The 21,942-nt window shown below is 64.1% G+C and carries 19 protein-coding genes; 16 read left to right on the top strand and 3 right to left on the bottom strand.

Annotated elements, in window-relative coordinates:
* Position 1 precedes the first annotated feature (1 nt).
* The 3 genes from P0R31_RS09845 to fhuB all read left to right on the top strand — a co-directional run bounded on the left by P0R31_RS09845 (position 2) and on the right by fhuB (position 3,989).
* Entirely contained in the window at positions 2-982 is a 981-nt protein-coding gene (locus P0R31_RS09845) for an alpha/beta hydrolase (protein WP_275513903.1), read from the top strand.
* Between the two features lie 81 nt (positions 983-1,063).
* Positions 1,064-1,996 carry an ABC transporter substrate-binding protein gene (locus P0R31_RS09850; protein WP_275513904.1) on the top strand — a complete coding sequence of 311 codons (933 nt, stop codon included), beginning with the start codon at positions 1,064-1,066 and terminating at the stop codon, positions 1,994-1,996.
* Positions 1,983-3,989, top strand: coding sequence for a Fe(3+)-hydroxamate ABC transporter permease FhuB (gene fhuB, locus P0R31_RS09855; protein ID WP_275513905.1), 2,007 nt, complete (start codon positions 1,983-1,985; stop codon positions 3,987-3,989). The genes P0R31_RS09850 and fhuB overlap by 14 nt, the downstream gene beginning before the upstream one ends.
* A gap of 6 nt (positions 3,990-3,995) precedes the next feature.
* Here fhuB and P0R31_RS09860 read toward each other — a convergent pair whose 3' ends face one another.
* Both P0R31_RS09860 and P0R31_RS09865 read right to left on the bottom strand, forming a co-directional pair.
* Complete coding sequence (locus P0R31_RS09860) at positions 3,996-4,850, bottom strand: ATP-binding cassette domain-containing protein (protein ID WP_275513906.1); 855 nt, start codon at positions 4,848-4,850, stop codon at positions 3,996-3,998.
* On the bottom strand, positions 4,847-5,980 hold the full coding sequence (locus tag P0R31_RS09865) for a siderophore-interacting protein (RefSeq protein ID WP_275513907.1): 1,134 nt from the start codon (positions 5,978-5,980) through the stop codon (positions 4,847-4,849). Before P0R31_RS09865 ends, P0R31_RS09860 begins: the two co-directional genes overlap by 4 nt.
* A 222-nt stretch (positions 5,981-6,202) precedes the next feature.
* Here P0R31_RS09865 and P0R31_RS09870 point away from each other — a divergent pair, with 222 nt between their 5' ends.
* The 3 genes from P0R31_RS09870 (at position 6,203) to P0R31_RS09880 (ending at position 10,462) form a co-directional block, all read left to right on the top strand.
* Complete coding sequence (locus P0R31_RS09870) at positions 6,203-7,900, top strand: cyclic peptide export ABC transporter (RefSeq protein ID WP_275513908.1); 1,698 nt, start codon at positions 6,203-6,205, stop codon at positions 7,898-7,900.
* 179 nt (positions 7,901-8,079) lie between these two features.
* Positions 8,080-9,141: a GNAT family N-acetyltransferase gene (locus tag P0R31_RS09875; protein WP_275513909.1), complete on the top strand. Its 1,062-nt coding sequence runs from the start codon at positions 8,080-8,082 to the stop codon at positions 9,139-9,141.
* Positions 9,142-9,163: 22 nt separating this feature from the next.
* On the top strand, positions 9,164-10,462 hold the full coding sequence (locus P0R31_RS09880; RefSeq protein ID WP_275513910.1) for a lysine N(6)-hydroxylase/L-ornithine N(5)-oxygenase family protein: 1,299 nt from the start codon (positions 9,164-9,166) through the stop codon (positions 10,460-10,462).
* Positions 10,463-10,616: 154 nt separating this feature from the next.
* On the opposite strand, the gene P0R31_RS09885 is transcribed toward P0R31_RS09880, so the two are convergent.
* Positions 10,617-10,880, bottom strand: coding sequence for a hypothetical protein (locus P0R31_RS09885; RefSeq protein ID WP_275513911.1), 264 nt, complete (start codon positions 10,878-10,880; stop codon positions 10,617-10,619).
* Positions 10,881-11,525: 645 nt separating this feature from the next.
* Here P0R31_RS09885 and P0R31_RS09890 point away from each other — a divergent pair.
* The 10 genes from P0R31_RS09890 to P0R31_RS09935 all read left to right on the top strand — a co-directional run bounded on the left by P0R31_RS09890 (position 11,526) and on the right by P0R31_RS09935 (position 21,651).
* Positions 11,526-12,686: a transporter substrate-binding domain-containing protein gene (locus P0R31_RS09890; RefSeq protein WP_275513912.1), complete on the top strand. Its 1,161-nt coding sequence runs from the start codon at positions 11,526-11,528 to the stop codon at positions 12,684-12,686.
* The gene (locus P0R31_RS09895) at positions 12,683-13,348 is read left to right on the top strand and encodes an ANTAR domain-containing response regulator (protein WP_275513913.1); all 666 of its coding nucleotides are present in this window, start codon (positions 12,683-12,685) and stop codon (positions 13,346-13,348) included. Before P0R31_RS09890 ends, P0R31_RS09895 begins: the two co-directional genes overlap by 4 nt.
* Positions 13,349-13,358: 10 nt before the next feature.
* Complete coding sequence (locus tag P0R31_RS09900) at positions 13,359-14,612, top strand: urea ABC transporter substrate-binding protein (RefSeq protein ID WP_275513914.1); 1,254 nt, start codon at positions 13,359-13,361, stop codon at positions 14,610-14,612.
* Between the two features lie 94 nt (positions 14,613-14,706).
* Positions 14,707-15,579, top strand: a complete 873-nt coding sequence (locus tag P0R31_RS09905; protein WP_275513915.1) for an ABC transporter permease subunit — start codon at positions 14,707-14,709, stop codon at positions 15,577-15,579.
* A 33-nt stretch (positions 15,580-15,612) separates the two neighbouring features.
* On the top strand, positions 15,613-16,659 hold the full coding sequence (locus P0R31_RS09910; RefSeq protein ID WP_430516821.1) for a branched-chain amino acid ABC transporter permease: 1,047 nt from the start codon (positions 15,613-15,615) through the stop codon (positions 16,657-16,659).
* Complete coding sequence (locus tag P0R31_RS09915; RefSeq protein ID WP_275513917.1) at positions 16,659-17,375, top strand: ABC transporter ATP-binding protein; 717 nt, start codon at positions 16,659-16,661, stop codon at positions 17,373-17,375. The genes P0R31_RS09910 and P0R31_RS09915 overlap by 1 nt, the downstream gene beginning before the upstream one ends.
* The gene (locus tag P0R31_RS09920; protein ID WP_275513918.1) at positions 17,368-18,096 is read left to right on the top strand and encodes an ABC transporter ATP-binding protein; all 729 of its coding nucleotides are present in this window, start codon (positions 17,368-17,370) and stop codon (positions 18,094-18,096) included. The genes P0R31_RS09915 and P0R31_RS09920 overlap by 8 nt, the downstream gene beginning before the upstream one ends.
* 31 nt (positions 18,097-18,127) lie before the next feature.
* Positions 18,128-19,117: an acetamidase/formamidase family protein gene (locus P0R31_RS09925; RefSeq protein ID WP_275513919.1), complete on the top strand. Its 990-nt coding sequence runs from the start codon at positions 18,128-18,130 to the stop codon at positions 19,115-19,117.
* An 11-nt stretch (positions 19,118-19,128) separates the two neighbouring features.
* Positions 19,129-20,868, top strand: coding sequence for a nitrilase-related carbon-nitrogen hydrolase (locus tag P0R31_RS09930; RefSeq protein ID WP_275513920.1), 1,740 nt, complete (start codon positions 19,129-19,131; stop codon positions 20,866-20,868).
* A 21-nt stretch (positions 20,869-20,889) separates the two neighbouring features.
* The gene (locus tag P0R31_RS09935; RefSeq protein ID WP_275513921.1) at positions 20,890-21,651 is read left to right on the top strand and encodes an SDR family NAD(P)-dependent oxidoreductase; all 762 of its coding nucleotides are present in this window, start codon (positions 20,890-20,892) and stop codon (positions 21,649-21,651) included.
* Positions 21,652-21,942: the final 291 nt, after the last annotated feature.

Raw genomic sequence — 21,942 nt, forward strand, 5'->3', positions numbered from 1 at the left:
TTTGAGTCTTGATCCAGATATCGCGGCATTGCTCGAGATGGTGCAGGCCGGCACCGAAAGCGGCGCGCGCATTCCGTTTCCGCAATTGACTGCTGCGCAGGCGCGGACCGATTTCGATGCGTCCTCGCCGCTGCTCGACGTCGATCCGCCGGCGCTTGCCTACGAGCGGCGTTTGTCGCTGCCGGTGCGGGATGGCGCGACGATCGAGGCGCGGCTCTATGCGAGCGCGCAGCCGAGCGAACGCACTCCCATTCCTGTTCTTCTTTACTTGCACGGCGGCGGCTTCGTCGTCGGCAGCCTCGATTCGCATCAGCCATTGTGCCGCGGCCTCGCCAAGGACAGCGGTGCGGCCGTGCTCTCGGTCGGCTACAGGCTCGCACCGGAGCACAAGTTTCCGACCGCCTTCGAGGATGCCGTCGATGCGCTGGCCTGGATCGGCCGCGAGGGCCGTGCGATCGGGCTCGATCCGCGCCGGGTCGCCGTCGGCGGCGACAGCGCCGGCGGAACGCTTGCCGCCGCGCTCGCGATCGAAGCAAGGACAAACACGGGCCTTCCGCAGCCGGTGCTTCAGATTCTCGCTTATCCCGGTCTCAGCTCCCGACAGACCTCCGCATCCTACGAGCGCTACGGTACCGGCCATCTCCTGGAGCGCTCCACCGTCGATTGGTTCTTCCGGCAATATCTCCGCGACGAGTCGGATCGCGACGATTGGCGTTTTGCGCCGCTCGCAGCGGATGATTTGTCGGGCCTTGCTCCCGCATGCATCGTCCTCGCCGAGTTCGATCCCCTGGTGGACGAGGGGCGCGAATATGCAGCCCGCTTGGCGGCGGCCGGCGTTCCCGTTGATCTGCACGTTTATCCCGGCATGATCCATGAATTCCTGCGCATGGGGAATGTCGTGGCCGATGCTTTGCAGGCGAGGGCGACGATCGGGCGGGCGCTGGCCAAGGCCTTTCTCGCCGCTGGCGAAAAGGCGGCCTGATATGGCAATGCAGCGTGAACGAGAGTATGTCATGATCATCATCTCTCGCGCTTCTGTGCGAGAGGCGCCTGAACGGATCCCATGAGCACGTCTGTTGCAGACCATAGGCTGTCGCGCCGTGCGCTCCTCGGCGCGGGCGCGGCGATCGGAGGGGTGGCCATTGCGGGCCCATGGCCAATGGCATTTGCCCAAACCAGTGGACCGCAATCTGGGCTCCGAATTGCCGCGCTCGGCTGGGCCTGTGCCCAGACGATCCTGGCGCTCGGCGTCGTGCCGCTGGTGATTCCGGAGATCGAGCGCTATGGCCGGCTCGTCGTCGAGCCGCCTGTTCCGCCCAGCGTTCAGGAGGTCGGTCTGCGTTCGGAGCCGAATCTCGAACTGCTGCAGAGTTTCGCCCCCGACATCATCGTCATCGATCCCAGCATTGCGGCCGCCGTCCCCCGGCTCAAGCTGATCGCGCCGGTCGAAACCTTCACGATCTTCAGACCCGGCGGGCATCCTCTCGACACGGCGCGCCGTTCGACGCTGGAGCTTGCCAAACGCCTCGGGGTGCAGTCGGCGTGCGAAGCCTATTTCGCCCGTTTCGACGTCGCCATGGCCGGCTATCGCGAGCGGCTCCGGGGTCGCGGCGGCAAGCCGCTCTATCTCGTCAGCGAGATCGCGCGCAACCGCGCGCTCGTGTTCGGTCCGAACAGCCTCTACCAGGAGGTGCTCGATCAGTGTGGATTGAGGAATGCCTGGACCGGACAGAGCGGCCCCTGGGGCCATACCAGTGTTGGGCTCGAAGTGCTCGCCGCGGTTCCGGACGCGCGGCTGGTGTTGATGACCTCGCGGGTGGCCGATGTCGAAGCGTTACTGAAGGCAAGCCCTGTGCTTCAAACCCTGCCGTCTCTTCGCTCGCATCGGCTGACGGTCCTTGGCAATCAGTTCTTCTATGGCGGCGTGCCGGCGGCAGAACGTTTCGCCCGCCTTCTCGCCGAACGTCTGCCGCGGGAAAGCCATGAGCAAGGTTGAGGCACTGCCGGGCCGGTCCGGCTTGGAGATGCATCCGGCGGTGCTGATCGGCTTGCTGCTGGCAGCCGCGGCCGCGCTGACCTGGCGCAACCTGTCCGGATATCTGCCCGTCGGCGCCTGGCTGCCGGTGTTGTGGCGGCCCGACGTCACCGATCCCCACCAGATGCTCGTGCACTACACCGTGTTTCCGCGCATCGCAGTGGCGCTGCTGGCCGGCGCCGCCCTCGGTCTTGCCGGCACGGTCTCTCAGCAGGTGTTGCGCAATCCGCTTGCGGAGCCGAGCACCATCGGCGTCCTGAACGGCGCCTATCTTGCGCTGGCCGTGACGACGCTGTGGGCGCCGTCGCTGCTGGCCTTCGGCCGCGAGTGGATTGCGCTGTGCGGCGGGTTCGCTGCGTTCCTGTGCGTGTTCGGGCTGACCTGGAAGCGTGCGCTGTCGCCCGTCGTCCTGGTGCTCGCCGGATTGATCGTCAGCTACTACTGCGCGGTGACCACCCAGGCGCTGGTGCTGCTCAACCACGAATATCTGATCGGGCTGTTCATCTGGGGCGCCGGCTTCCTCAATCAGCAGGATTGGAGCAACGTCACGTTCCTGGCGCCGCGGCTGCTGATTTCGATCGTGCTGATCGCGGCGATGGTTCGTCCGCTGACCTTGCTCGGCTTCGACGACGAGACCGCGCGCAATCTGGGCCTCGGACTGACGAGGGCCCGGGTCTTCGCGCTCGTCATCGCGATCGCGCTCAGTGCGTCAGTCGTCAGCGTGGTCGGCGTCATGGGATTTGTCGGTTTGTCCGCGCCGGCAATCGTCATGCTCTCGGGCGCGCGCCGCTTTCGCGACCGGCTGATCTGGGCGCCTCTTTGCGGCGCCCTGCTGCTGTGGCTGACGGATCAGCTCGTGCTTCTGATCCCGCCCGGCTATCGCGAAATGCCGGCCGGTGCGGTGACGGCCCTGATCGGCGCGCCAATGTTGCTCGTGCTGCTGCCGCGGCTGCGGGCCACCATGCCGATGGGAAACCTCACGCCATCCGCTCCGGCGCGGCTCGATCATCCCTGGCGCGTGATCCTGTTCGCGCTCGTCTTGCTGCTGCTTGCCGTCTGGATTGCACTCGCCCTCGGCGTCGGCTCCGACGGCTGGCGCTGGAGCGGCCTGTCGGGCTTGCAGGAATTCTGGCCGTGGCGCTGGCCGCGCGTGGTGTCGGCGCTGGCAGCAGGCGCGACGCTGGCGGTCGCCGGCGTGCTGCTGCAGCGGATGACCGGAAACCCGATGGCCGCGCCGGAGGTCATGGGCATCAGCTATGGCGCGGCGATGGGCGTGATCGTTCTGCTCTATCTCTTTCCCGCCCATACCCGGCTGGAGCAGATAGCAGCGGCCGGGATCGGCGCCTTCATCGTGCTGGCGCTGGTGCTGCTGTTCAGCCGGCGGTCCGAGTTCAGTCCGGAGCGCGTGCTGCTGGCAGGCGTCGCCATGAGCGCGGCATTCGGTGCGATCATTGCCATGGCGCTGGCGACCGGCGATCCCCGCATCGGCACGCTGCTGTCGCTGCTGACGGGCTCGCTCTACCAGATCGGTCCGGCCGAGGCCGCAATCCTCGCCGCCGCGGCGCTCGTTCTGCTGATCATGGTGCCCATGCTGTCGCGCTGGCTCGATATCCTGCCGCTGGGACCTGCGACCTCGCGATCGATCGGCATCTCGCTGACGCGGAGCCGCGTCATCATCATGCTGCTGACCGCGTTGCTGACGGCGACGGCCACGCTGATGGTTGGTCTTCTGAGCCTGGTCGGCTTCATCGCGCCGCATATGGCACGGATGATGGGGGCGCAGCGCGCGCTGCATCAGGCGGCGCTGGCCGCGTTGATCGGGGCGATCCTGATGGTCACGGCGGATTGGGCTGGACGCATGGTGATCTTCCCGTTCCAGATGCCCGCCGGGATCTTCGCCATGATGCTTGCCGGACCTTATCTCATCTGGCTGCTGCGACCGCAGCGCGGTTGACGGCGCTCACCGCGCGAAGCTGATGAGATGGCCATGGTCCGGCGACGGCATCACGCCCATGGGGATGCCGTAGATGGTTTCGAGCTCGGCCGGCGTCATGATCTTGTCCGGTGTGCCGCGCGCGATCAGCTTCCCGGAATGCAGAGCGATGATCTCGTCGCAGAAGCGGGCGGCCATGTTGACGTCGTGGAGCACCACGACCACGCCGAGATTGCGCTCGCGGGCGAGCTGCCTGACCAGCGACAGCACTTCGATCTGATGAGCGATGTCGAGCGCCGAGGTCGGCTCGTCAAGCAGCAGGCACTCGGCGTCCTGCGCAACCAGCATGGCGATCCACACCCGCTGGCGCTCGCCGCCGGACAACGTATCGACTAGGCGATCCGCAAAGGGTTCGATATGGGTCAACGCCATGGCGTTTGCGACCTTCTCGCGGTCGATGTCACCGAACCGTCCGAGTGCGCCGTGCCAGGGGTAGCGGCCGAGTGCGACCAGCTCCTTGACCAGCATGCCGGCGGCGGGCGGCGTCTGCTGCGGCAGGTAGGCGACCTTGCGGGCATAGTCCCGATCGCTCCAGGCGCGCAGTGCGCGGCCTTCGAAACGAATCGTTCCCGACGAGCTTGGCTGCTGGCGCGACAATAATTTCAGCAAGGTCGATTTGCCGGAGCCATTATGGCCGATCAGCCCGACGACGCTGCGTGCGGGAAGGGATAGCGTCAGCGGTTCGAGCAGCGCGCGCCCGGCCACCGCGAAGCCGACCTGGTCGAGCTGGAACAAGGGGGCGGGCGCTTCCAGCGAGGCCTGCGTGACGTCGGTTGGCAAGGCGAGCGTCCTTTCGCTCGTCTGCGCGTGTTGGATCGTCATGGTTGGCGCAGGCTCCAATAGGCGACGGCCAGAAGTTGGTCGCGGGAAAGCTCTCGCTCATCGCGCAGATGGTTGCGCAGGGCCTTCAACGCCTGCGCCTCACACGCGATCCAGGCGAAGACGTCCTGATGGTGCGGCCATCGCACCGCCTTGACAGCGTCGACCAGGAGCTGCGTCGTCCCGGCCGGACGGCCCTCGCGATGCAACCAGCGGATCGCTACCCCGGCCGGCGCGACCAGCGGAACTTCCTCGCGCCGGTCTGCGACCTCGATAAAGGCCTCACCCGCCGCTGTCGCGGGCAGCATCTCCAAGATTCGCGCGATGGCGGGCAGGGCGGTTTCGTCGCCCGCCAGCAGCATCCAGCGCGCCGGACGAATGCCCCGGCCGAGCGGGCCGGCCATGCCGCAGATGGCGCCGGCCGTCGCGTTCACGGCGAACGCCGAGCCCGGCCCGGCATGATCATGGACCACGAAGTCGATGTCGATCTCGCGGCTCTGCAAGTCGATGCGGCGGATCGTGTAATAGCGGGTGACGGGCCTGCGGTCCGGCTCCGGCCACAGGATACGTCCGTCGGGCGCGGGCCACGGCCATTCGGGCTTGGCGAGGCCCTCGGGCGGGAAGTACAGCCGCACGTGCAGGTCGTCGTCATTCACGAAACGGGCGATATCGTCGCCCGTGAAGGTCAGCCGCCGCATGTGCGGCGTCAGGGCGCTCGCGGACTTCAGCCGCACTTCACGGAAATTGGCCAGCGTGCCGCCGCTGGATTCGTGACCGGACCAAATGATGGTCGGGGCAATGTCGCCCGCGAACTCGATCACATGCGAGGCGACGACCGAGCGCAGCATTTCCAGATTACCCTTGTCGTTGGCCTCGACGCGGATCTTGAGCGCTTCGGCCTCGACGGCGAGGGAACTGGTGCCGAACGGCAGTTTTGCCACCATGAGACCGTCCCGGTCCTCGAAGGCAATGTCATGCTCGGCCAGATGATCGATCATCCGCGCGGCGAGGCCGGCGGCGTCGGGAAGCGCGATGCGGGTTTCGGAGATCAGCAAGTCCAAAGTCATTCTCCACCGGCCCTGTCCGATGCCAGCCTGCAAGCGCTTCGATGTCCGGATGTCGCGGCCTGGCACGGCTCTGGATCATAAATCCTGCTCGCTCGCCGGCTGCGATGCAAAAGCGATACTACCCGCATCATATTAAAGGCATTGCCGATCCCAAATTAGAATCCATCGAAAGAGCAGCGAAAATAAGCGCTGGAGTTGCGGGGCCGCCATCATGTATTCGCATCACTTCGGCACGGCTTGTCCGGCCATATAGGTTGGCTTCAGGTCTCCTCCAGCGCGGCTCTCATCATGAACTCACGAAGCGGCCTGACGACGCAGATCCTGCAGCTCCTGCGGCCTTACTGGCCACTCGTGCTCGGCGGCAGCGTTCTGGGAGTGGTCGGCGGTGCCTCCGTCGCGGCGTTGCTCGCGGTCGTGAATCATGGGCTTTATGCCACGCGGGCCGACGTGGTAACGCTGTTTTTCGCCTTCGCTGGCCTGTGCCTTCTGATCCTGATCGGTTCCATTGGCGCCGACATCAGCGCCAATTATGTCGGACAGCGGATCATCGCCGAGCTTCGTAAGTCGCTCGCCGCCAAAATCCTGGCTGCGCCGATCGATCAGCTCGAAATCTACCGGACGCATCGCCTGATCCCGGTTCTCACGCAGGACGTCGACACGATCAGCGATTTCGCGTTCTTCTTTTCGTCTTTTTTCGTGTCGCTCGTGATCGCGCTCGGCTGCATGGTTTACCTGGCGGTGCTGTCTTGGCAGCTTTTCCTGATCACGGGAGTCGTCATCGTTCTGGGATCGCTGGCGCATGGATATGCGAGGACGCGCGGCGTTCGCGGTTTCAGCGCCGCGCGAGAGGCCGAAGATCAGCTGCACAAGCAGTATCGCGCGATCGCCGAAGGCGCCAAGGAGCTGCGTCTCAATCGCGTGCGCCGTCGGCGCGTCTATGTCGAGCAGCTCCAGCAGACCGTTGACCGGATCAGCTCGGTGCAGATCAGGTCGATCAATCTGTTCGTGACGGCGCGGGCGTTCGGGACGATGCTGTTCTTCGTCGTGATCGGCGTGGCGCTGACCTTGCGACCGTTCCTGTGGCCCGACAGTCCCGCTGCGGTGTCCAGCGGGTTCGTGCTGGTGCTGCTCTTTATGCGCGGGCCCATCGACCAGGTCATCGGCATCCTGCCGGCGCTCGGCCGCGCCCAGGTCGCGATGCGCCGCATTGCGGAGCTCTCGGAGCAGTTCTCGACCCCCGAGCACGATCTGCTGGCCAGTGCTCCCGCTGCGCCCGCCAAGACCACCATCGAATCCATCGAGCTCCGCGGCGTAACCTATGCTTTTCGCGCCGTGCCGGGCAGCGATCCCTTTGTCCTCGGGCCGGTTGATCTGCTCGTTCGGCAAGGCGACATCGTCTTCATCGTGGGGCAGAACGGCAGCGGAAAGACGACCCTGATCAAGTTGTTGCTGGGCCTTTATGCTCCGCATGGCGGCGCCGTGCTGCGGGACGGTTCGCCGGTCCTGACGGAGACACGCGACGATTACCGCCAGCTCTTCACGACCATCTTCTCCGACTATTATCTGTTTGAGGATCTCATTCGTGGAGAGGGCGTGGTTCCTGATGTCGCGGAACGCTATCTCCAGCGGCTGGAGGTTGCGCACAAGGTCTCGGTCGAGAACGGCGTGTTCACGACGACGGACCTGTCGACCGGACAGCGCAAGCGATTGGCGCTGATGAATGCATGGCTCGAGGAAAGACCCGTGCTCGTGTTCGACGAATGGGCCGCAGATCAGGATCCGGCGTTCCGGCACATCTTCTATACGGAGCTGCTGCCCGATCTGAAGCGTCTCGGAAAGACCATCATCGTGATTTCACACGATGATCGCTACTTCGGGATTGCGGATCATCTGGTGCGGCTGCGCGACGGCAAGATCGTCGCAAGCGAGGCGAAGGCCAGCAACGTCGTTGGGGCTTCAGCAGTTCCAACCCATGCGCCGCTTTAGACACATTTTAGCGAGCCGCTGGTGCCATCTGTCGCACGCAAACCACGTCATGCGATCCCGTTCCGTGACAGGCCGTCAGATTTGTAGAGAATCTAATCTGCGTGTGCGCGCATTTCTTGTCAGCCTGTAGGTGAGTGATCTACACCACGCCTCAGCAATGATCGAGATGCGAGGGCCGGATGAACAAGGCTTCGGATTCCGGGAGTGGACCTCGTGCGTTCCCGGTCGGCCCATATTCCGCCCAGACCGTTTTCCAGGAGGGCGATCGTCTTCGCGTCGTCGCCGCGGATGTGACCGCGTTGGAACTGCGTCTGCGCGAGCGCGTCGATCACATCGAGATCCTGAATGCTTCGGACGACCGCGAGGTTGCGGCACGGGCGGTGTCGGCGTCCGCCGAGGCGCTGTTTGCCTGGCGACCGGGCGCCGATCGGCTCGTTCTGGACTTCGCTGGAAGAGCGCCGCTTGCACGAGAGCTGACGGAGAGTGGTCTCGCCATCGTGTCCGAGGGGCAGCTGGTGCTGATGCCCGAATTGGTCATGCAGCGGCGGGACAATTGGCTGGTCAACCCCGGACGACCGCCATTGCCGCAACTCCACGTCATGACGGACGGCAAGCGCCATCCGCGCCGCGCCGCAAAGCCGGCGGGAAAGGTGTACGGCCGTTTCATTCCCTGGCTGTCGGAGGTCATCTCGTTTCGCGTGGCCGATCTCGAGAATGATCTCCATTTGTTGCATCGCTGGATGAATGACCCCCGCGTCGATGCGTTCTGGAACGAGGCGGGTGATCTCGACAAGCATCGGCGGTATCTGGCCGGCATCCTGGCTGATCCCCATATGCTGCCGCTGATAGGCTGCTTCGGTGATGAGCCGTTCGGCTATTTCGAGCTCTATTGGGCCAAGGAAAATCGCATCGCGCCGTTCTATGATGCCGATGACTATGACCGGGGATGGCACGTGGTCGTGGGCGAGGACGCTTTTCGCGGCGGTCGCTACATCAGCGCGTGGCTGCCGTCTCTGATGCACTACATGTTTCTCGACGATTGCCGTACGCAGCGGATCGTCGGGGAGCCGGCGGCGGCGCACTCCCAGCAGCTTCGCAATCTCGAGCGCTCGGGGTTTGCGAAGATCAAGAACTTCGACTTTCCCCACAAGCGCGCGACCCTGGTCATGCTGTTGCGCGAGCGCTTCTTCGGCGATCGGCTTTGGCTTCCGGCAGCCGCCGGCCCAACGGTCTCCTCTTAAAGCGCAAGCGGAGCGCGGCTTCATGTCACATCAACTTGCGATCGAGCACGACGTCATTGGCGTCGGATTTGGGCCTTCCAACCTCGCACTCGCCATCGCATTGGACGAATGCGCGAAGCGATCACGGCTGAAATGCACGCCGCTGTTCGTGGAGAAGCAACCGCACTTCACCTGGCATGGCGGCATGCTGCTTCCGGGCAGCGACATGCAGATATCGTTTCTCAAAGATCTGGTCTCCTTGCGCGATCCGACCAGTCCCTTCACCTTCGTGAACTATCTGCACAAGCGCGGCCGCCTGCTGGATTTCATCAATTGCCGGACGTTCTATCCGAGCAGGGTCGAGTTCAATGATTACCTGCAGTGGGTGGCGGGCCATTTCAAGTCGCAGGCCGCTTACGGCGAGACCATCGTCGCCGTCGAGCCGGTGACGGCCGGGCAGACGGTGACGTCGTTGCGGGTGCATTCGCGCTCGCTCGCCGGCGGGGAGACCGTGCGGCTGGCGCGAAATCTCGTGGTCGCGGTGGGAGGCCAGCCCTATGTTCCGCAGGTGTTTGCCAAGGCTGCCGACGATCGCAGGCTGCTGCATTCCAGCCGCTATCTCGACCTGATCGAGCGCATTGTCCCGCGCGGTCGGCCCGTGCGCGTGGCCGTCGTCGGTGGCGGACAGAGCGCGACCGAGGTAACGGTCGATCTTCAGGGCCGATGTCCCGAAGCGCATATCGATCTGATCTTCCGCGGCCATGCTCTCAAGCCGTCCGACAGCAGTCCCTTCGTCAACGAGATCTTCAACCCCGACTATACGGACTTCGTCTACGCGCAGCCTGCCGACCGGCGGGATGCAATCGTCCGCAACTTCCGGAACACCAACTATGCCGTCGTCGATTCCGACCTGCTGGACCAGCTGTATCGGCTGCTCTACCAGCAGCGCGTCGGCGGCGACGCAAGGGTCGTGTTGCGTCCCCGCAGCGAGATTAGCAATGTGGATGCGGGACCGGACGGCATCGAGATCGGCGTGATCGACAAGTTTCGCGGCGAAAACCGTCGTTCGACCTATGACGTGGTCATTCTGGCGACGGGATACGACAGGGATACGCCGCACGGGTTTCTCGAACCGATCCGCCGCTACATTCGCGATGCGGCGCTGGATCGCAACTACCGGCTCGTGACCAATCCAGCGTTCCGGCCGCAGATCCACCTCCAGGGCTATTCGGAATCCTCTCACGGCCTGAGCGACACGCTGCTTTCGGTGATTGCCGTGCGGTCGCAGGAGATTGCGGAGTCTCTGCTCTCGACAATCTCGCGCCGGGAACTCATCGCTTAACGGGTCCCATCCCATTTCATTCGCGATCCGTTCGGCGGAATTTGGCGTGTTCCGATTTCGATTTGGAGCGCCTTCGATCTAGAACTTGTCTAATCGAGATCAACCGAGGCGTGTACAGCAAGGACAACGCCATACGGCTCTGCTAGAGGTGATCTTAGAACGATCCTTGGAATGTTTGCAGCTTCGGGTGGAACTGACCGTGAGGAGAGCCTTCGAGCAAAGCTACGGTCAGTTGCCGGAGCGGATTGCAGTCATATTGGTTCACAGCCCCCTTGCGGCATTGATCGGCAGAGAGCCGTTGACGCGCATGAAATATCTCCTCGAGATTGCGTCGCTCCATACCAGGGCCGAACTCCTTGCTCAGCCGGGACTGGGGCATATTGGCGTGCGCCGGATCGAGAAGTGGATGGCCACTCATGGACATCGCCTCCGCGATGTCGGTGAAAGCCTAGACAGCGTCATCTGTCACTTTGCCTTCCGGAATCCGGCCGTTAGGAAAGGCAGCCGTCGTTGCCTTTCCTCATCGGCGATCGCCTCGGTCCCAGAGGAGCGTTCGCACCAAGTGGCTCCGCATGGCCGTGGCCTGCTCCTGTAATCCCTGTCAGTTCCAATAAGGCTAGCTCGTCTCGCTCGGTTTCGCGGCCGAATGCCCGCGTGGACGCCGAACGCGCAAACGAGATCGCATGACCAGGCGCAACGCGTTGTCTCCAAGCTGTCGAACAGCCAATCTTGCACCTCTACTGGCGCCGATCGCGATCCGCACATTCGAGTTCGCACCTGCCATGCAGGACAATGCAACGCATGCTATCTCGTCAGCACATGCCGCCGCGTTGCACAGATTTGCTGCACGGCGATATGAATTACAGCAATCTGCGCTGCAATAACGCGCTTGACTTCGGTTTCGATCTCAACGACCGTATCGTTCAAGCGCGTTGGGCAGCACAGCCCGTCAACGCGACGAGTTCAAACCATTTCCAACGCCACGCATCTTGCGTGTTTGGTTGGCGGCGAGGGCGCCCTCGGCTTAACGGCCGGCGGGCGCTTTTTTGTTTTGGATCGAGTGATGACGCGGACGCTATATCGCATCGGTGTGATGTTCTCGACGACGGGGTCGTACAGCGTCGTCGCGCGTTCGATGCTCAACGGCGCACTGCTCGCGTTCAACGAGATCAACGCCGCCGCCGGCGCGATTGTGCTGGAGCCGGTCGTGGTCAATCCGGCTGGCGATCTCGCCCAGTACCGCTCGCTCAGTCACGAACTGCTCAATTCAGGCATCCGCCAGTTGGTCGGCTGTTACACCTCGTCGAGCCGCAAGGAGGTTATTCCCTGCTTCGAGAAGTTCGATGGCCTACTCTGGTATCCGTCGCATTACGAGGGCTTCGAGAGCTCGGACAACGTCATCTACACCGGTGCGGCGCCCAATCAGCACGTCCTGCCGCTGGTCGACTATCTCGCCTCGCGCGTCGGCAGCCGCGCCTTCTGCGTCGGTTCCAACTACATTTGGGCGTGGGAGAACAACCGCATCTTCCGCGAGGCGCTCACGGCGCGGGGCGGTACCGTGCTGGCCGAGCGCTACCTCTCGGTCGGCGATATCGAGGTCGACCAGGTCATCGCGGCGATCATCGACCAGCGCCCCGACTTCGTCTTCAACAATTTGATCGGCACCAGCGCCTACGCGTTCTTCCGTGCATTCCGCGCCGCCTGCCGAGCCCGCGGCATCGATCAAGCCTCGGAGATCCCGGTTGCGAGCTGCACGCTGTCGGAACCGGAGCTGCCGGAGATCGGCCCCGATGCGGTCGATGGGCATCTGTCCTCGAGCGTCTATTTCTCGTCGCTGAACTCGCCCGAAAATGCCGCCTTCATCGGCGCCTATACGCGCGCCTTTCCGGATGGACCGGTGTCCTCGGCCGATGCCGAAGCCTCTTACATCGCCGTCAAGCTGCTCGCTGCGGCCTTGTCGCAGGCCGGAACCGATGATGCCCGCACGGTGCGGGCTGCTGTTGCCGACCAGCGGCTGCGCGCGCCGCAAGGCGAGGTCCGTATCGACCGGCAGACTTTTCATGCCTGGCTTACGCCGCGGATCGGCCGCTCGGCCGCCAACGGCCAGTTCGAAGTGCTGCTGGAATCACGCGAGCCGATCGCGCCGGATCCCTATCTCGTTCAGTCGTCGCCGCGCTTTGCCAGCGCAATGCGCTCTCCGCTTTTGAAAGTGGTGCAATCATGAGCTCCCGACTGCTACAGAACTTCAAGGGCGGCCGCGCCATCGTCGTCACCAGGCGAGGAGGGTGGGAAAGCGCTCTCGAAACGACGCTGGCTAAGCTCGGCGTCTCCACCGAGTATCCCGAAATCATCGACGGCCGCGCCCAGATCAATGCGGCGAGCCTCCAGGCCGACCGTGACATCCTGTTCATCGACGGCGATCTCGAAGGCGCGGTCGCGATCGAAGTCAACCCAGCCTCGCGACTGCCCCCGGTGCCGGTAATCGGTCTCGTCGGCGTCGAGGCGCCGAGCCGGCTGAAGGCGCTGGTCAATCTCGGCGCTACTTCGTTCCTGCGCAAGCCGGTGCATGGCGGCGCGGTCTACACGTCTCTGTTTATGGGCATCAACCAGTTCCTGCTGCGCGCCGAGATGTACGAGCGCCTGCAGGGCCTCGAGGAGCGTCGCCGCGGCCGCCGCGCGGTGATCCGGGCCGTCATCCTGCTGATACAGCAGGACGGCCTCGACGAGGAAGGTGCCTATTCCCAGCTCCGTCGCGAAAGCATGCGCGCGCGGCAGAACATGGAACTCTATTGCGAAGAGTTTCTGAGCAGGCGGGCGAAGCCGCCCGATACGTCCGGCCGCACGACCGGCATCACGCTGCAAGGCGGCAAGAAGCAGGCCATCTAGGAGAAGCAAAATGACCAAGTCTGTATTGCGGGGGCTGCGCGCCGCAGCCCTCACGGGGACGCTTGTCCTCGGATCATCCCTCGGGTCGCACCTGGCGCTTGCGGCGGAAAACCCGATCAAGCTCGGCGTGCTGGAGGATCAGTCCGGCGACTTCGCCGCGGCCACGATCGGCAAGGTTCACGCCATCCAGCTCGCCGCCGAGGAGATCAACAAGGCCGGCGGCATCATGGGCCGGCCGCTGGAGCTCGTCACCTATGACACCCAGTCCGACAACACCCGCTACCAGGAGTTCATGCGCCGCGTGCTCCAGCGCGACAAGGTGGACGTCGTGTTCGCGGGCTTCTCCTCGGCCTCGCGCGAGGCGTATCGCCCGATCGTCGACCAGTTCAACGGCTTCGCCTTCTACAACAACCAATACGAAGGCGGCGTCTGCGACGGCCACATGATTGTGACGGGCGCGGTGCCGGAGCAGCAGTTCTCCACGCTCATCCCCTACATGATGGAGAAGTATGGCAAGAACGTCTACACGCTCGCCGCCGACTACAATTTCGGCCAGATCTCGGCGGAGTGGGTGCGCAAGATCGTCAAGGAGAACGGCGGTAAGATGGCCGGCGAGGAGTTCATCCCGCTCGGTGTGTCTCAGTTCTCCCAAAGCATCCAGAACATCCAGAAGGCCAAGCCCGACTTCGTGGTCACGCTGCTGGTCGGCACCGCGCAGGCCTCCTACTACGAGCAGGCGGCCTCCGCCAACGTCAACCTGCCGATGGCCTCCTCGGTCAACGTCGGCCAGGGCTACGAGCACAAGCGCTTCAAGCCGCCGAGCCTGAAGGACATGTTCGTCACCACCAACTACATCGAGGAGATCGACTCGCCCAAGAGCAAGGAGTTCTACGCCAAGTTCAAGGCCAAGTTCCCGAGCGAGCCCTATGTGAACCAGGAGGCGGAGAACTCGTATCTCGCGGTCTATCTCTACAAGCAGATGGTGGAGCGCGCGAAATCGACCAAGCGCGAGGAGATCCGCAAGGTGATCGCGCTGGGCGACGTCTGCATGGACGCTCCGGAGGGCAAGGTCTGCATCGACCCGAAGAGCCAGCACATGTCGCACACGATCTATCTCGCCAAGGTCGGCGCCGATCACTCGATCTCCTTCCCAAAGGTCTGGGAGGACATCAAGCCGTACTGGCTGGGTGAGGCCGGCTGCGACCTCACCAAGAAGGATCCGATGGCCCAGTACACGCCGTCGAATCCGCCGCCGAAGCCCTGACCGGCGGCAGGTCGCCCCGGCGCCTGCGGCGCGCCGGGGCGACCACGGACATCTGCGATGGCAACGCCGCATCCTCCTGCATCCTGGTTGTTTCATGGACATTGCGGCCCACGTCTTCTCGGCGCTCTATCAATTCGGCGACGCCTTCGCGTTTCTGGTGCTTTCGGCCTGCGGGCTCGCGGTGATCTTCGGCATGATGGGCGTGATCAATCTCGCCCATGGCGAATTCATCATGTGCGGCGCCTACGTCACCGCTGCGACCGTGCATGCCGGCCTGCCGCTGCCACTTGGAATTCTCGCCGGCACGCTCGTGTCGGCGCTGGTCGGCGTCGTCGTGGAGCTCGCGGTGATCCGCCATCTCTACGACCGACCGCTCGACACCATCGTTGCCACCTGGGGCCTCAGCCTGATCGCGACGCAGGGCACGTTGATCATGGTGGGGTCGACCATGGCGGGCGTCGGAACGCCGTTCGGCAGTTTCCAGGTTGGCGACTACTCCTATTCGATCTATCGCATCGTGCTGTTCTGCGCCGCGCTCGGCGTGCTCGCAGCGCTCTATGCGCTGTTCAACTGGACGCGCTTCGGCGTGCTGGCACGCGCCACCATCCAGGTGCCGCACATGGCGGCGGCACTCGGTGTCGACACGCGCTTGATCTACAGCCTGACGTTCGCCTGCGGGGCGGGGCTCGCCGGGCTTGCCGGCGGCCTATACGCACCGACCATGACGCTGGTGCCGACCATGGGCGCGACCTTCATCATGGAGGCCTTCGTCACCGTCGTGATCGGCGGCGCTGATGTCTTCCTCGGCACGGCACCGGCAGGTGGTGTGCTTGCGGTGGTGAAATCAGTAATGACGTCCTGGCAGGGACAGCTATTCGGCCAGATCGGCCTCTTGGTCGCCGTCATCATCGTCGTCCGGGTGCTGCCGAAAGGCATTTCCGGCTTCGTGCTGCGCGAACGCACCTGACGGGGTGATGGCGTCGTGACCGGTCTTCTCGCAATGTTCCGCCGTCTCGAAGGGCCGCAGACCGCAGGTCGTGGTCCGGCCTTCTGGGGCCTGTTCGCACTCGTGCTCGGCGCCGCGCTCGCTTATCCGCTGTTCAGCGACGGCTACACCGTCGGCAACACCGTCTACTTCTTCGTCTGGGTGTTCATAGCGCTCAGCCTGTGCCTGATCTGGGGCTATGGCGGCTCGCTCTCCTTCGGCCAGACCGCCTTTTTCGGGATCGCGGGCTATGGCTACGGCATCCTCACCATCAATTTCGGCTCGGCCTACGGCTTCACGCTGCTGGCCCTGGTGATCGCGGTGGCGATCGCCGCGCTGTTCGCGGTCCTGCTCGGCTATTTCATGTTCTTCGGCCGTATCGCCGGCGTCTTTCTCGGCATCGTCACGCTCGCCGTCACCCTGATGCTGGAGCGCTTCATGGCGCAGACCGCGGGACCGGAATGGCGAATTGGAGCCGCGCGGCTCAACGGATTCAACGGCATGAGTGCGATGCCGCCTCTGACCATTCCCTGGCCGGGCGAGCCGATCGTGCTGTTCGCCGACGTCGGGCTCTATTACCTCGTGCTCGGCCTGCTGGTGTTTGTCTATCTGGCCTTGCGCATCCTGATGAACTCGTCGTTCGGCAACGTCATCGTCGCGATCCGCGAGAACCCGGAGAGGGCCGAGATGCTGGGTTACGACATCCGCAAATACCAGCTCATCACCTTCGTCATTGGCGCCGCGCTCGCAGGGCTCTCCGGCGTGCTCTACACCGTGTGGGGGCAGTATATCACGCCGTCGAGCATGGGCATGACCGCCGCGGCATTGCCGCTGATCTGGGTTGCGGTCGGCGGCCGCAGCGATCTGACGTCGACCGTGATCGGCACGCTGGTGGTGCTCGCCGCGTTCCAGGCGCTCACGATCTACGGCAGCCAGTACGCGCTGGTCTTCATGGGTGTGCTGCTGGTGCTCACGGTCCTGATCGCCCCGAACGGTCTCGTGCTCGGGCTGATGAACTGGCTCGGCCGCATCGCCGCCCGTTTCACGCAGAGGGCCGGCTGATGTCGCTGCTCGAGCTGCGCAAGCTGAACAAGCATTTCGGCGGCCTGCACGTCACCAACTCCGTCGATCTCGCGCTCCAGGTCGGCGAGATCCATTGCCTGATCGGCCCGAACGGCGCCGGGAAGAGCACGCTGTTCCGCTTGATCCTGGGCGAGCATCATCCCGGCAGCGGCGACATTCTCTTCGCCGGAGAGAACATCACGGCGCTGAAATCCTTCGCGCGGATCCATCGCGGCCTCTCGGTCAAGTTCCAGGTGCCCGGTGTCTTCAAGGGCCTGTCGGTCCGCCAGAACCTCGAGATCGCCCTGCAGAGCCGGCATCGCGGCGCTGAGCTCGAAGCGGAGATCGGCCGGCTGCTGAGCTTCCTCGGGCTGCAATCGGAGCAGGCGCAGATCGCCGGCAATCTCAGCCATGGCCAGAAACAATGGCTCGAGATCGGCATGGCGGTCAGCCTGAAGCCGCGCCTTCTTCTGCTGGACGAGCCCACCGCCGGCATGTCGCCCGAGGAAACCCACGTGACCGGCGAGATGGTGCAGCGGCTCAATGCCGACGGCATGACCGTACTGGCGATCGAGCACGACATGGCGTTCGTCCGGCAGGTCGCGCACCGCGTCACCGTGCTGCATCTCGGCCAGGTCTTCGCGCAGGGCTCGATCGACGAGATCGTGGCCGACGAGCGCGTAGCAGCGATCTACCTGGGGCAGGCTCATGCTTGACGTGCCGCGCAAAGAAGTCATCCTCGCAACGCTGGGCCTGCGTGCCGGCTATGGCGGCAAGCCGGTGCTCCAGGGCCTCGAGATCGAGGTGCGGGAAGGGGAGATCGTCGCCGTCATCGGTCGCAACGGCGTGGGCAAGTCCACGCTGATGAAGAGCCTTATCGGGCTCGTGCCGGCGATGAGCGGCTCGATCGTCTATCGCGGCGAGGCGGTGGAGCTTCTTCCCGCGCACAAGCGGGCGCGCCTCGGCATGGGCTATGTGCCGCAAGGGCGCGATGTGTTTCCGCGGCTGACCGTCGGTGAGAACGTCGCCGTCGGCGCCGCGATCAAGGGCGGCGGCATTCCGGAAGCCGGCCGGCGCAAGATCGTCGAGGCCTTTCCGATCCTCGAAGAGCGCTGGCATCAGCGCGCCGGCACCATGTCCGGCGGCCAGCAGCAGCAGCTCGCGATCGGACGGGTCCTGATCGCCGATCCCAACCTCATCCTGCTCGACGAGCCCTCGGAGGGCATCCAGCCCAACATCGTCCAGGACATCGCACGTAACATGGTCGAGCTCAATCGCAGGACCGGCGTGACCATCATCCTGGTCGAGCAGAACCTCGACATGATCCGCGCCATGGCGCAGCGCTGCTACGTCATGGACAAGGGACGCATCGTCGCGAACCTCGATCGTGCGGCCCTCGACGATGCGGCCGAGATGCGTCGCCATCTCGCGGTGTGAAGACTAGCCAACGACAGAAGGAGAAAAGCAAATGTCCTGGCAGAAAGACTCCATCATGGCCCGCAAGGGCGTCGCCAAGGGCGAGCGCGGCACCGGCTACACGATCACGGAAAGCGAGCAGGGCAAGTACCACTATGTCTACGGCCCCTATGTGAAGCCGGTGCTGACCGTCGATCCGGGCGCCGTCGTATCCGCAGAGACCCATGATGCGTTCGAGGGCGCCATCAAGAAGGAGACCGACAGCCCGTCGAAGATTCTCAACTTTCCGTTCCTCAATCCGCAGAACGGGCCGATCCACGTCAATGGCGCCGAGAAGGGCGATACGCTTGCGGTCTATATCGAAAGCATCGTGCCGCGCGGGCCGCAGCCGCGTGGCACCACGGTGATCATGCCGGAATTCGGCGGCCTGGTCAGTACGGGCAACACGGCGCTGCTCAATCCGGCGCTGCCCGAGCGCGTCAAGAAGCTCGAGATCGACGCCAAGACCGGCACCAAGTGGAACGACAAGATCACGTTGCCCTATGAACCCTTCATCGGCACCATCGGTACCTCGCCAGAGATCGAGGCGATATCTTCGTTGGTCCCGGATTATTATGGCGGCAACATGGATCTGCCCGACGTCGGCGTCGGCGCCATCATCTACCTGCCCGTCAACACCAAGGGCGCGCTGCTCTATCTCGGAGATTGCCATGCTGCGCAGGGCGATGGCGAGCTCTGCGGCGTCGCCATCGAGCATCCGACCGTGACCACGGTCCAGGTCGACCTCATCAAGAACTGGACCATCGCCTGGCCGCGGCTCGAGACCAAGGACTTCATCATGACGATCGGCTCGGCACGCCCGATGGAAGATGCAGCCCGCATCGCCTATCGCGAGCTCTGCCGCTGGATGGCGGCTGACTACGGTTTCGACGAGATCGACGCCTATATGCTGCTGACCCAGGCCGGCCGTGTCAGGCTCGGCAATATGGTCGATCCCAAATACACGTTAGGTGCTTCCATCAAGAAGTCCTATCTCGCCTGAGGCCGATCGGAATGTCCACCATTCACAAAGTCGCCGCCGTCCAGTTCGAGCCGACCATGTTCGAAAAGGCGCGCAACATCGCGCGCCTGCTCGAGCTCTGCGAGCAGGCGGCGGCCGCCGGCGCTAAGCTGATCGTGACGCCGGAGATGGGAACGACAGGCTATTGCTGGTTCAACCGCGCCGAGGTCGCGCCGTTCGTCGAGACCATCCCGGGACCGACCACGAGTCGCTTCGCGGCGCTCGCGCGCAAGCATGACTGCTACATCGTCGTCGGCATGCCCGAGGTCGACGAGGACAACATCTATTTCAACACTGCCGTCCTGATCGGGCCTGACGGCATCGTCGGCCGTCACCGCAAGACTCATCCTTATATTTCCGAGCCGAAATGGGCCGCGGCGGGCGACCTGCACAACCAGGTGTTCGAGACCCCGATCGGCCGCATCGCGCTGCTGATCTGCATGGACATCCACTTCGTGGAGACCGCGCGGCTGATGGCGCTCGGCGGTGCCGACGTCATCTGCCACATCTCGAACTGGCTGGCGGAGCGGACGCCGGCACCATACTGGATCAGCCGCGCCTTCGAGAACGGCTGCTACGTTATCGAGAGCAACCGGTGGGGGCTGGAACGCACCGTGCAGTTCAGCGGCGGGAGCTGCGTGATCGCGCCGGACGGAGAGGTGATCGCCGTGCGCGACAAGGGCGACGGCGTGCTGCTGTCGGAGATCGATCTCGACGCCGCACGCGCCCGCCGCGTGCTTGGGGAAGCCGTCTTCGCGCAGCGCCGGCCGGAACTCTATCCGGAGCTCTTGACCGACACCTTCAGCTGGAATCCGCGCGATTTCTTCGGTCTTTACGGCCACGAGCCATGGCCGGCCGGAAGGACGTCGCAGGTCAGTGTCGCGCAATTTGCACCTCGCGATGAGGTCGGGCTGAACCTCACGGAGATCGCAGCACTTGCGCGCAAGGCCCGCGCGGAAGGCGCGGATCTCGTCGTATTCCCGGAGCTTGCAGTGACCGGTCTCGGTGATCCCACGGCATCGGCGCAGCCGATACCTGGGCCGGTGACCGATCGCCTCGAGGAGCTTGCCGAGGAGCTGGGTCTCTATCTCGTCTGCGGCCTTGCGGAGCGCGCCGGGGACGCGCTCTACAACAGCGCTTGCCTCGTCACGCCGGATGGGGACATCTCAGTCTATCGCAAGACGCATCTCACCGCCGACGAGCGAAGCTGGGCGACGGCCGGAGAAGGCTGGACCGTCGTCGACACACCGATCGGCCGCATCGGGCTGTTGATCGGTCACGACGCGTCGTTTCCGGAGGCGGGCCGGGTGCTGGCGCTGCGCGGCTGCGATCTCATCGCCTGTCCTGCCGCCATCAAGGGACCTTTCAGTTCGTCGCATGCCGGCACGGAGGTCGAGCAGCCGATGCCGATACCGACCGGCCCGGATCCGCTCCACTGGCATCATTTCCGCGTTCGCGCCGGCGAGAACAATCTGTATGTGGCCTTCGCCAATGTCGTCGATCCCGAGCGCGGCTATCCCGGGATCAGCGGCGTGTTTGGCCCTGACACGTTTGCCTTCCCGCGGCAGGAGGCGATCGCGACCGGCGGCACGGGGCTTGCAACCGCGCTGGTCGACACCACCAATCTCGACAGCGTCTATCCGACCAATGTCGTGCGGCGGAAGGATCTGGTGTCGATGCGCATGCCGCACAGCTATCGCGGATTGGTCAAGATGGCAGCGAACAACTACTGAACCAAGAAAAGGAAGCCGACCATGGATCTGGGACTCAGGGGCGCCAAGGTTCTCGTCACGGGAAGCACCAAGGGAATCGGACGCGCGATCGCCGAGACATTTGCTGCCGAGGGCGCCGATATCGGTGTGTGTTCCCGCAACCTGACCGAGGTCGAAAGCACGGTCGCCGCACTCAAGGCCAAGGGCGTCGCCGCCTTTGGCGGTGCGGTCGATGTCGCCGACGCAGCGGTTCTAAAGACCTGGGTCGGCGATATGGCGTCAAAGCTCGGTGGCATCGATGTCGTCGTCGCCAATGTCAGCGCGCTGGCGATCGGACAGGACGATGAAAGTTGGCAAAAGGAATTCTCGACCGACATGATGGGCACAGTCCGGCTGGTGAATGCGGCCATGCCGTACCTGGAGAAAAGCGCGGCCGGCGCGATCGTCACGATATCGAGCGTCTCCGGGCGTGAGGTCGATTTCGCGGCCGGCCCCTACGGCACCTTCAAGGCGGCGATCATTCACTACACGCAAGGGCTCGCCAATCAGCTCGCGGGGAAGGGCATCCGCGCCAATTCGGTTTCGCCCGGCAATACCTATTTCGAGGGCGGGGTTTGGAACATGATCAAGGACAACAATCCAGAGCTCTACAAGACCGCGCTGGCGCTCAATCCGACGGGCCGAATGGGAACACCGCAGGAAATGGCTAACGCTGTGGTGTTTCTCGCAAGCCGCGCGGCGAGCTTCATCACCGGCACGAACCTCGTCGTCGACGGTGCCTTGACGCGCGGCGTGCAGTTATAGGAAGGCCGTATCGGCATTTGTTTCTCGCGGGAGCTTGTCAGGCCAAATTGGCCCGTGATGGATCGGGGCGAGAGTTTAGGTTTCTCATCTTGGTTTTAGGTTTCTCATCTTGGTTAGAGGGTGGCGTGTCCACGACATGTGCACCGGGAGATCAAGGCAAATCTTCCGGCGTCCCACGTGAGCATGCTCTTCGCGCGTTACTCGCTGGCAGTGGACTGGTCGCGCTCGACGTGTACGCGTTCGAGCGCGGCGCAGCGCCGTGCTGCCGCGAACCGCTTGCCGTCTGGTCTG

The organism is Bradyrhizobium yuanmingense (assembly GCF_029167105.1).
GTDB classification, from domain to species: Bacteria; Pseudomonadota; Alphaproteobacteria; order Rhizobiales; family Xanthobacteraceae; genus Bradyrhizobium; species Bradyrhizobium yuanmingense_A.

Coding starts and splice junctions, on each gene's coding strand:
- P0R31_RS09850 (WP_275513904.1), top strand. CDS start 1,064: ATGAGCACGTCTGTTGCAGACCATAGGCTGTCGCGCCGTGCGCTCCTC.
- fhuB (WP_275513905.1), top strand. CDS start 1,983: ATGAGCAAGGTTGAGGCACTGCCGGGCCGGTCCGGCTTGGAGATGCAT.
- P0R31_RS09860 (WP_275513906.1), bottom strand. CDS start 4,850: ATGACGATCCAACACGCGCAGACGAGCGAAAGGACGCTCGCCTTGCCA.
- P0R31_RS09870 (WP_275513908.1), top strand. CDS start 6,203: ATGAACTCACGAAGCGGCCTGACGACGCAGATCCTGCAGCTCCTGCGG.
- P0R31_RS09875 (WP_275513909.1), top strand. CDS start 8,080: ATGAACAAGGCTTCGGATTCCGGGAGTGGACCTCGTGCGTTCCCGGTC.
- P0R31_RS09880 (WP_275513910.1), top strand. CDS start 9,164: ATGTCACATCAACTTGCGATCGAGCACGACGTCATTGGCGTCGGATTT.
- P0R31_RS09885 (WP_275513911.1), bottom strand. CDS start 10,880: ATGAGTGGCCATCCACTTCTCGATCCGGCGCACGCCAATATGCCCCAG.
- P0R31_RS09890 (WP_275513912.1), top strand. CDS start 11,526: ATGACGCGGACGCTATATCGCATCGGTGTGATGTTCTCGACGACGGGG.
- P0R31_RS09895 (WP_275513913.1), top strand. CDS start 12,683: ATGAGCTCCCGACTGCTACAGAACTTCAAGGGCGGCCGCGCCATCGTC.
- P0R31_RS09900 (WP_275513914.1), top strand. CDS start 13,359: ATGACCAAGTCTGTATTGCGGGGGCTGCGCGCCGCAGCCCTCACGGGG.
- P0R31_RS09905 (WP_275513915.1), top strand. CDS start 14,707: ATGGACATTGCGGCCCACGTCTTCTCGGCGCTCTATCAATTCGGCGAC.
- P0R31_RS09910 (WP_430516821.1), top strand. CDS start 15,613: ATGTTCCGCCGTCTCGAAGGGCCGCAGACCGCAGGTCGTGGTCCGGCC.
- P0R31_RS09915 (WP_275513917.1), top strand. CDS start 16,659: ATGTCGCTGCTCGAGCTGCGCAAGCTGAACAAGCATTTCGGCGGCCTG.
- P0R31_RS09920 (WP_275513918.1), top strand. CDS start 17,368: ATGCTTGACGTGCCGCGCAAAGAAGTCATCCTCGCAACGCTGGGCCTG.
- P0R31_RS09925 (WP_275513919.1), top strand. CDS start 18,128: ATGTCCTGGCAGAAAGACTCCATCATGGCCCGCAAGGGCGTCGCCAAG.
- P0R31_RS09930 (WP_275513920.1), top strand. CDS start 19,129: ATGTCCACCATTCACAAAGTCGCCGCCGTCCAGTTCGAGCCGACCATG.
- P0R31_RS09935 (WP_275513921.1), top strand. CDS start 20,890: ATGGATCTGGGACTCAGGGGCGCCAAGGTTCTCGTCACGGGAAGCACC.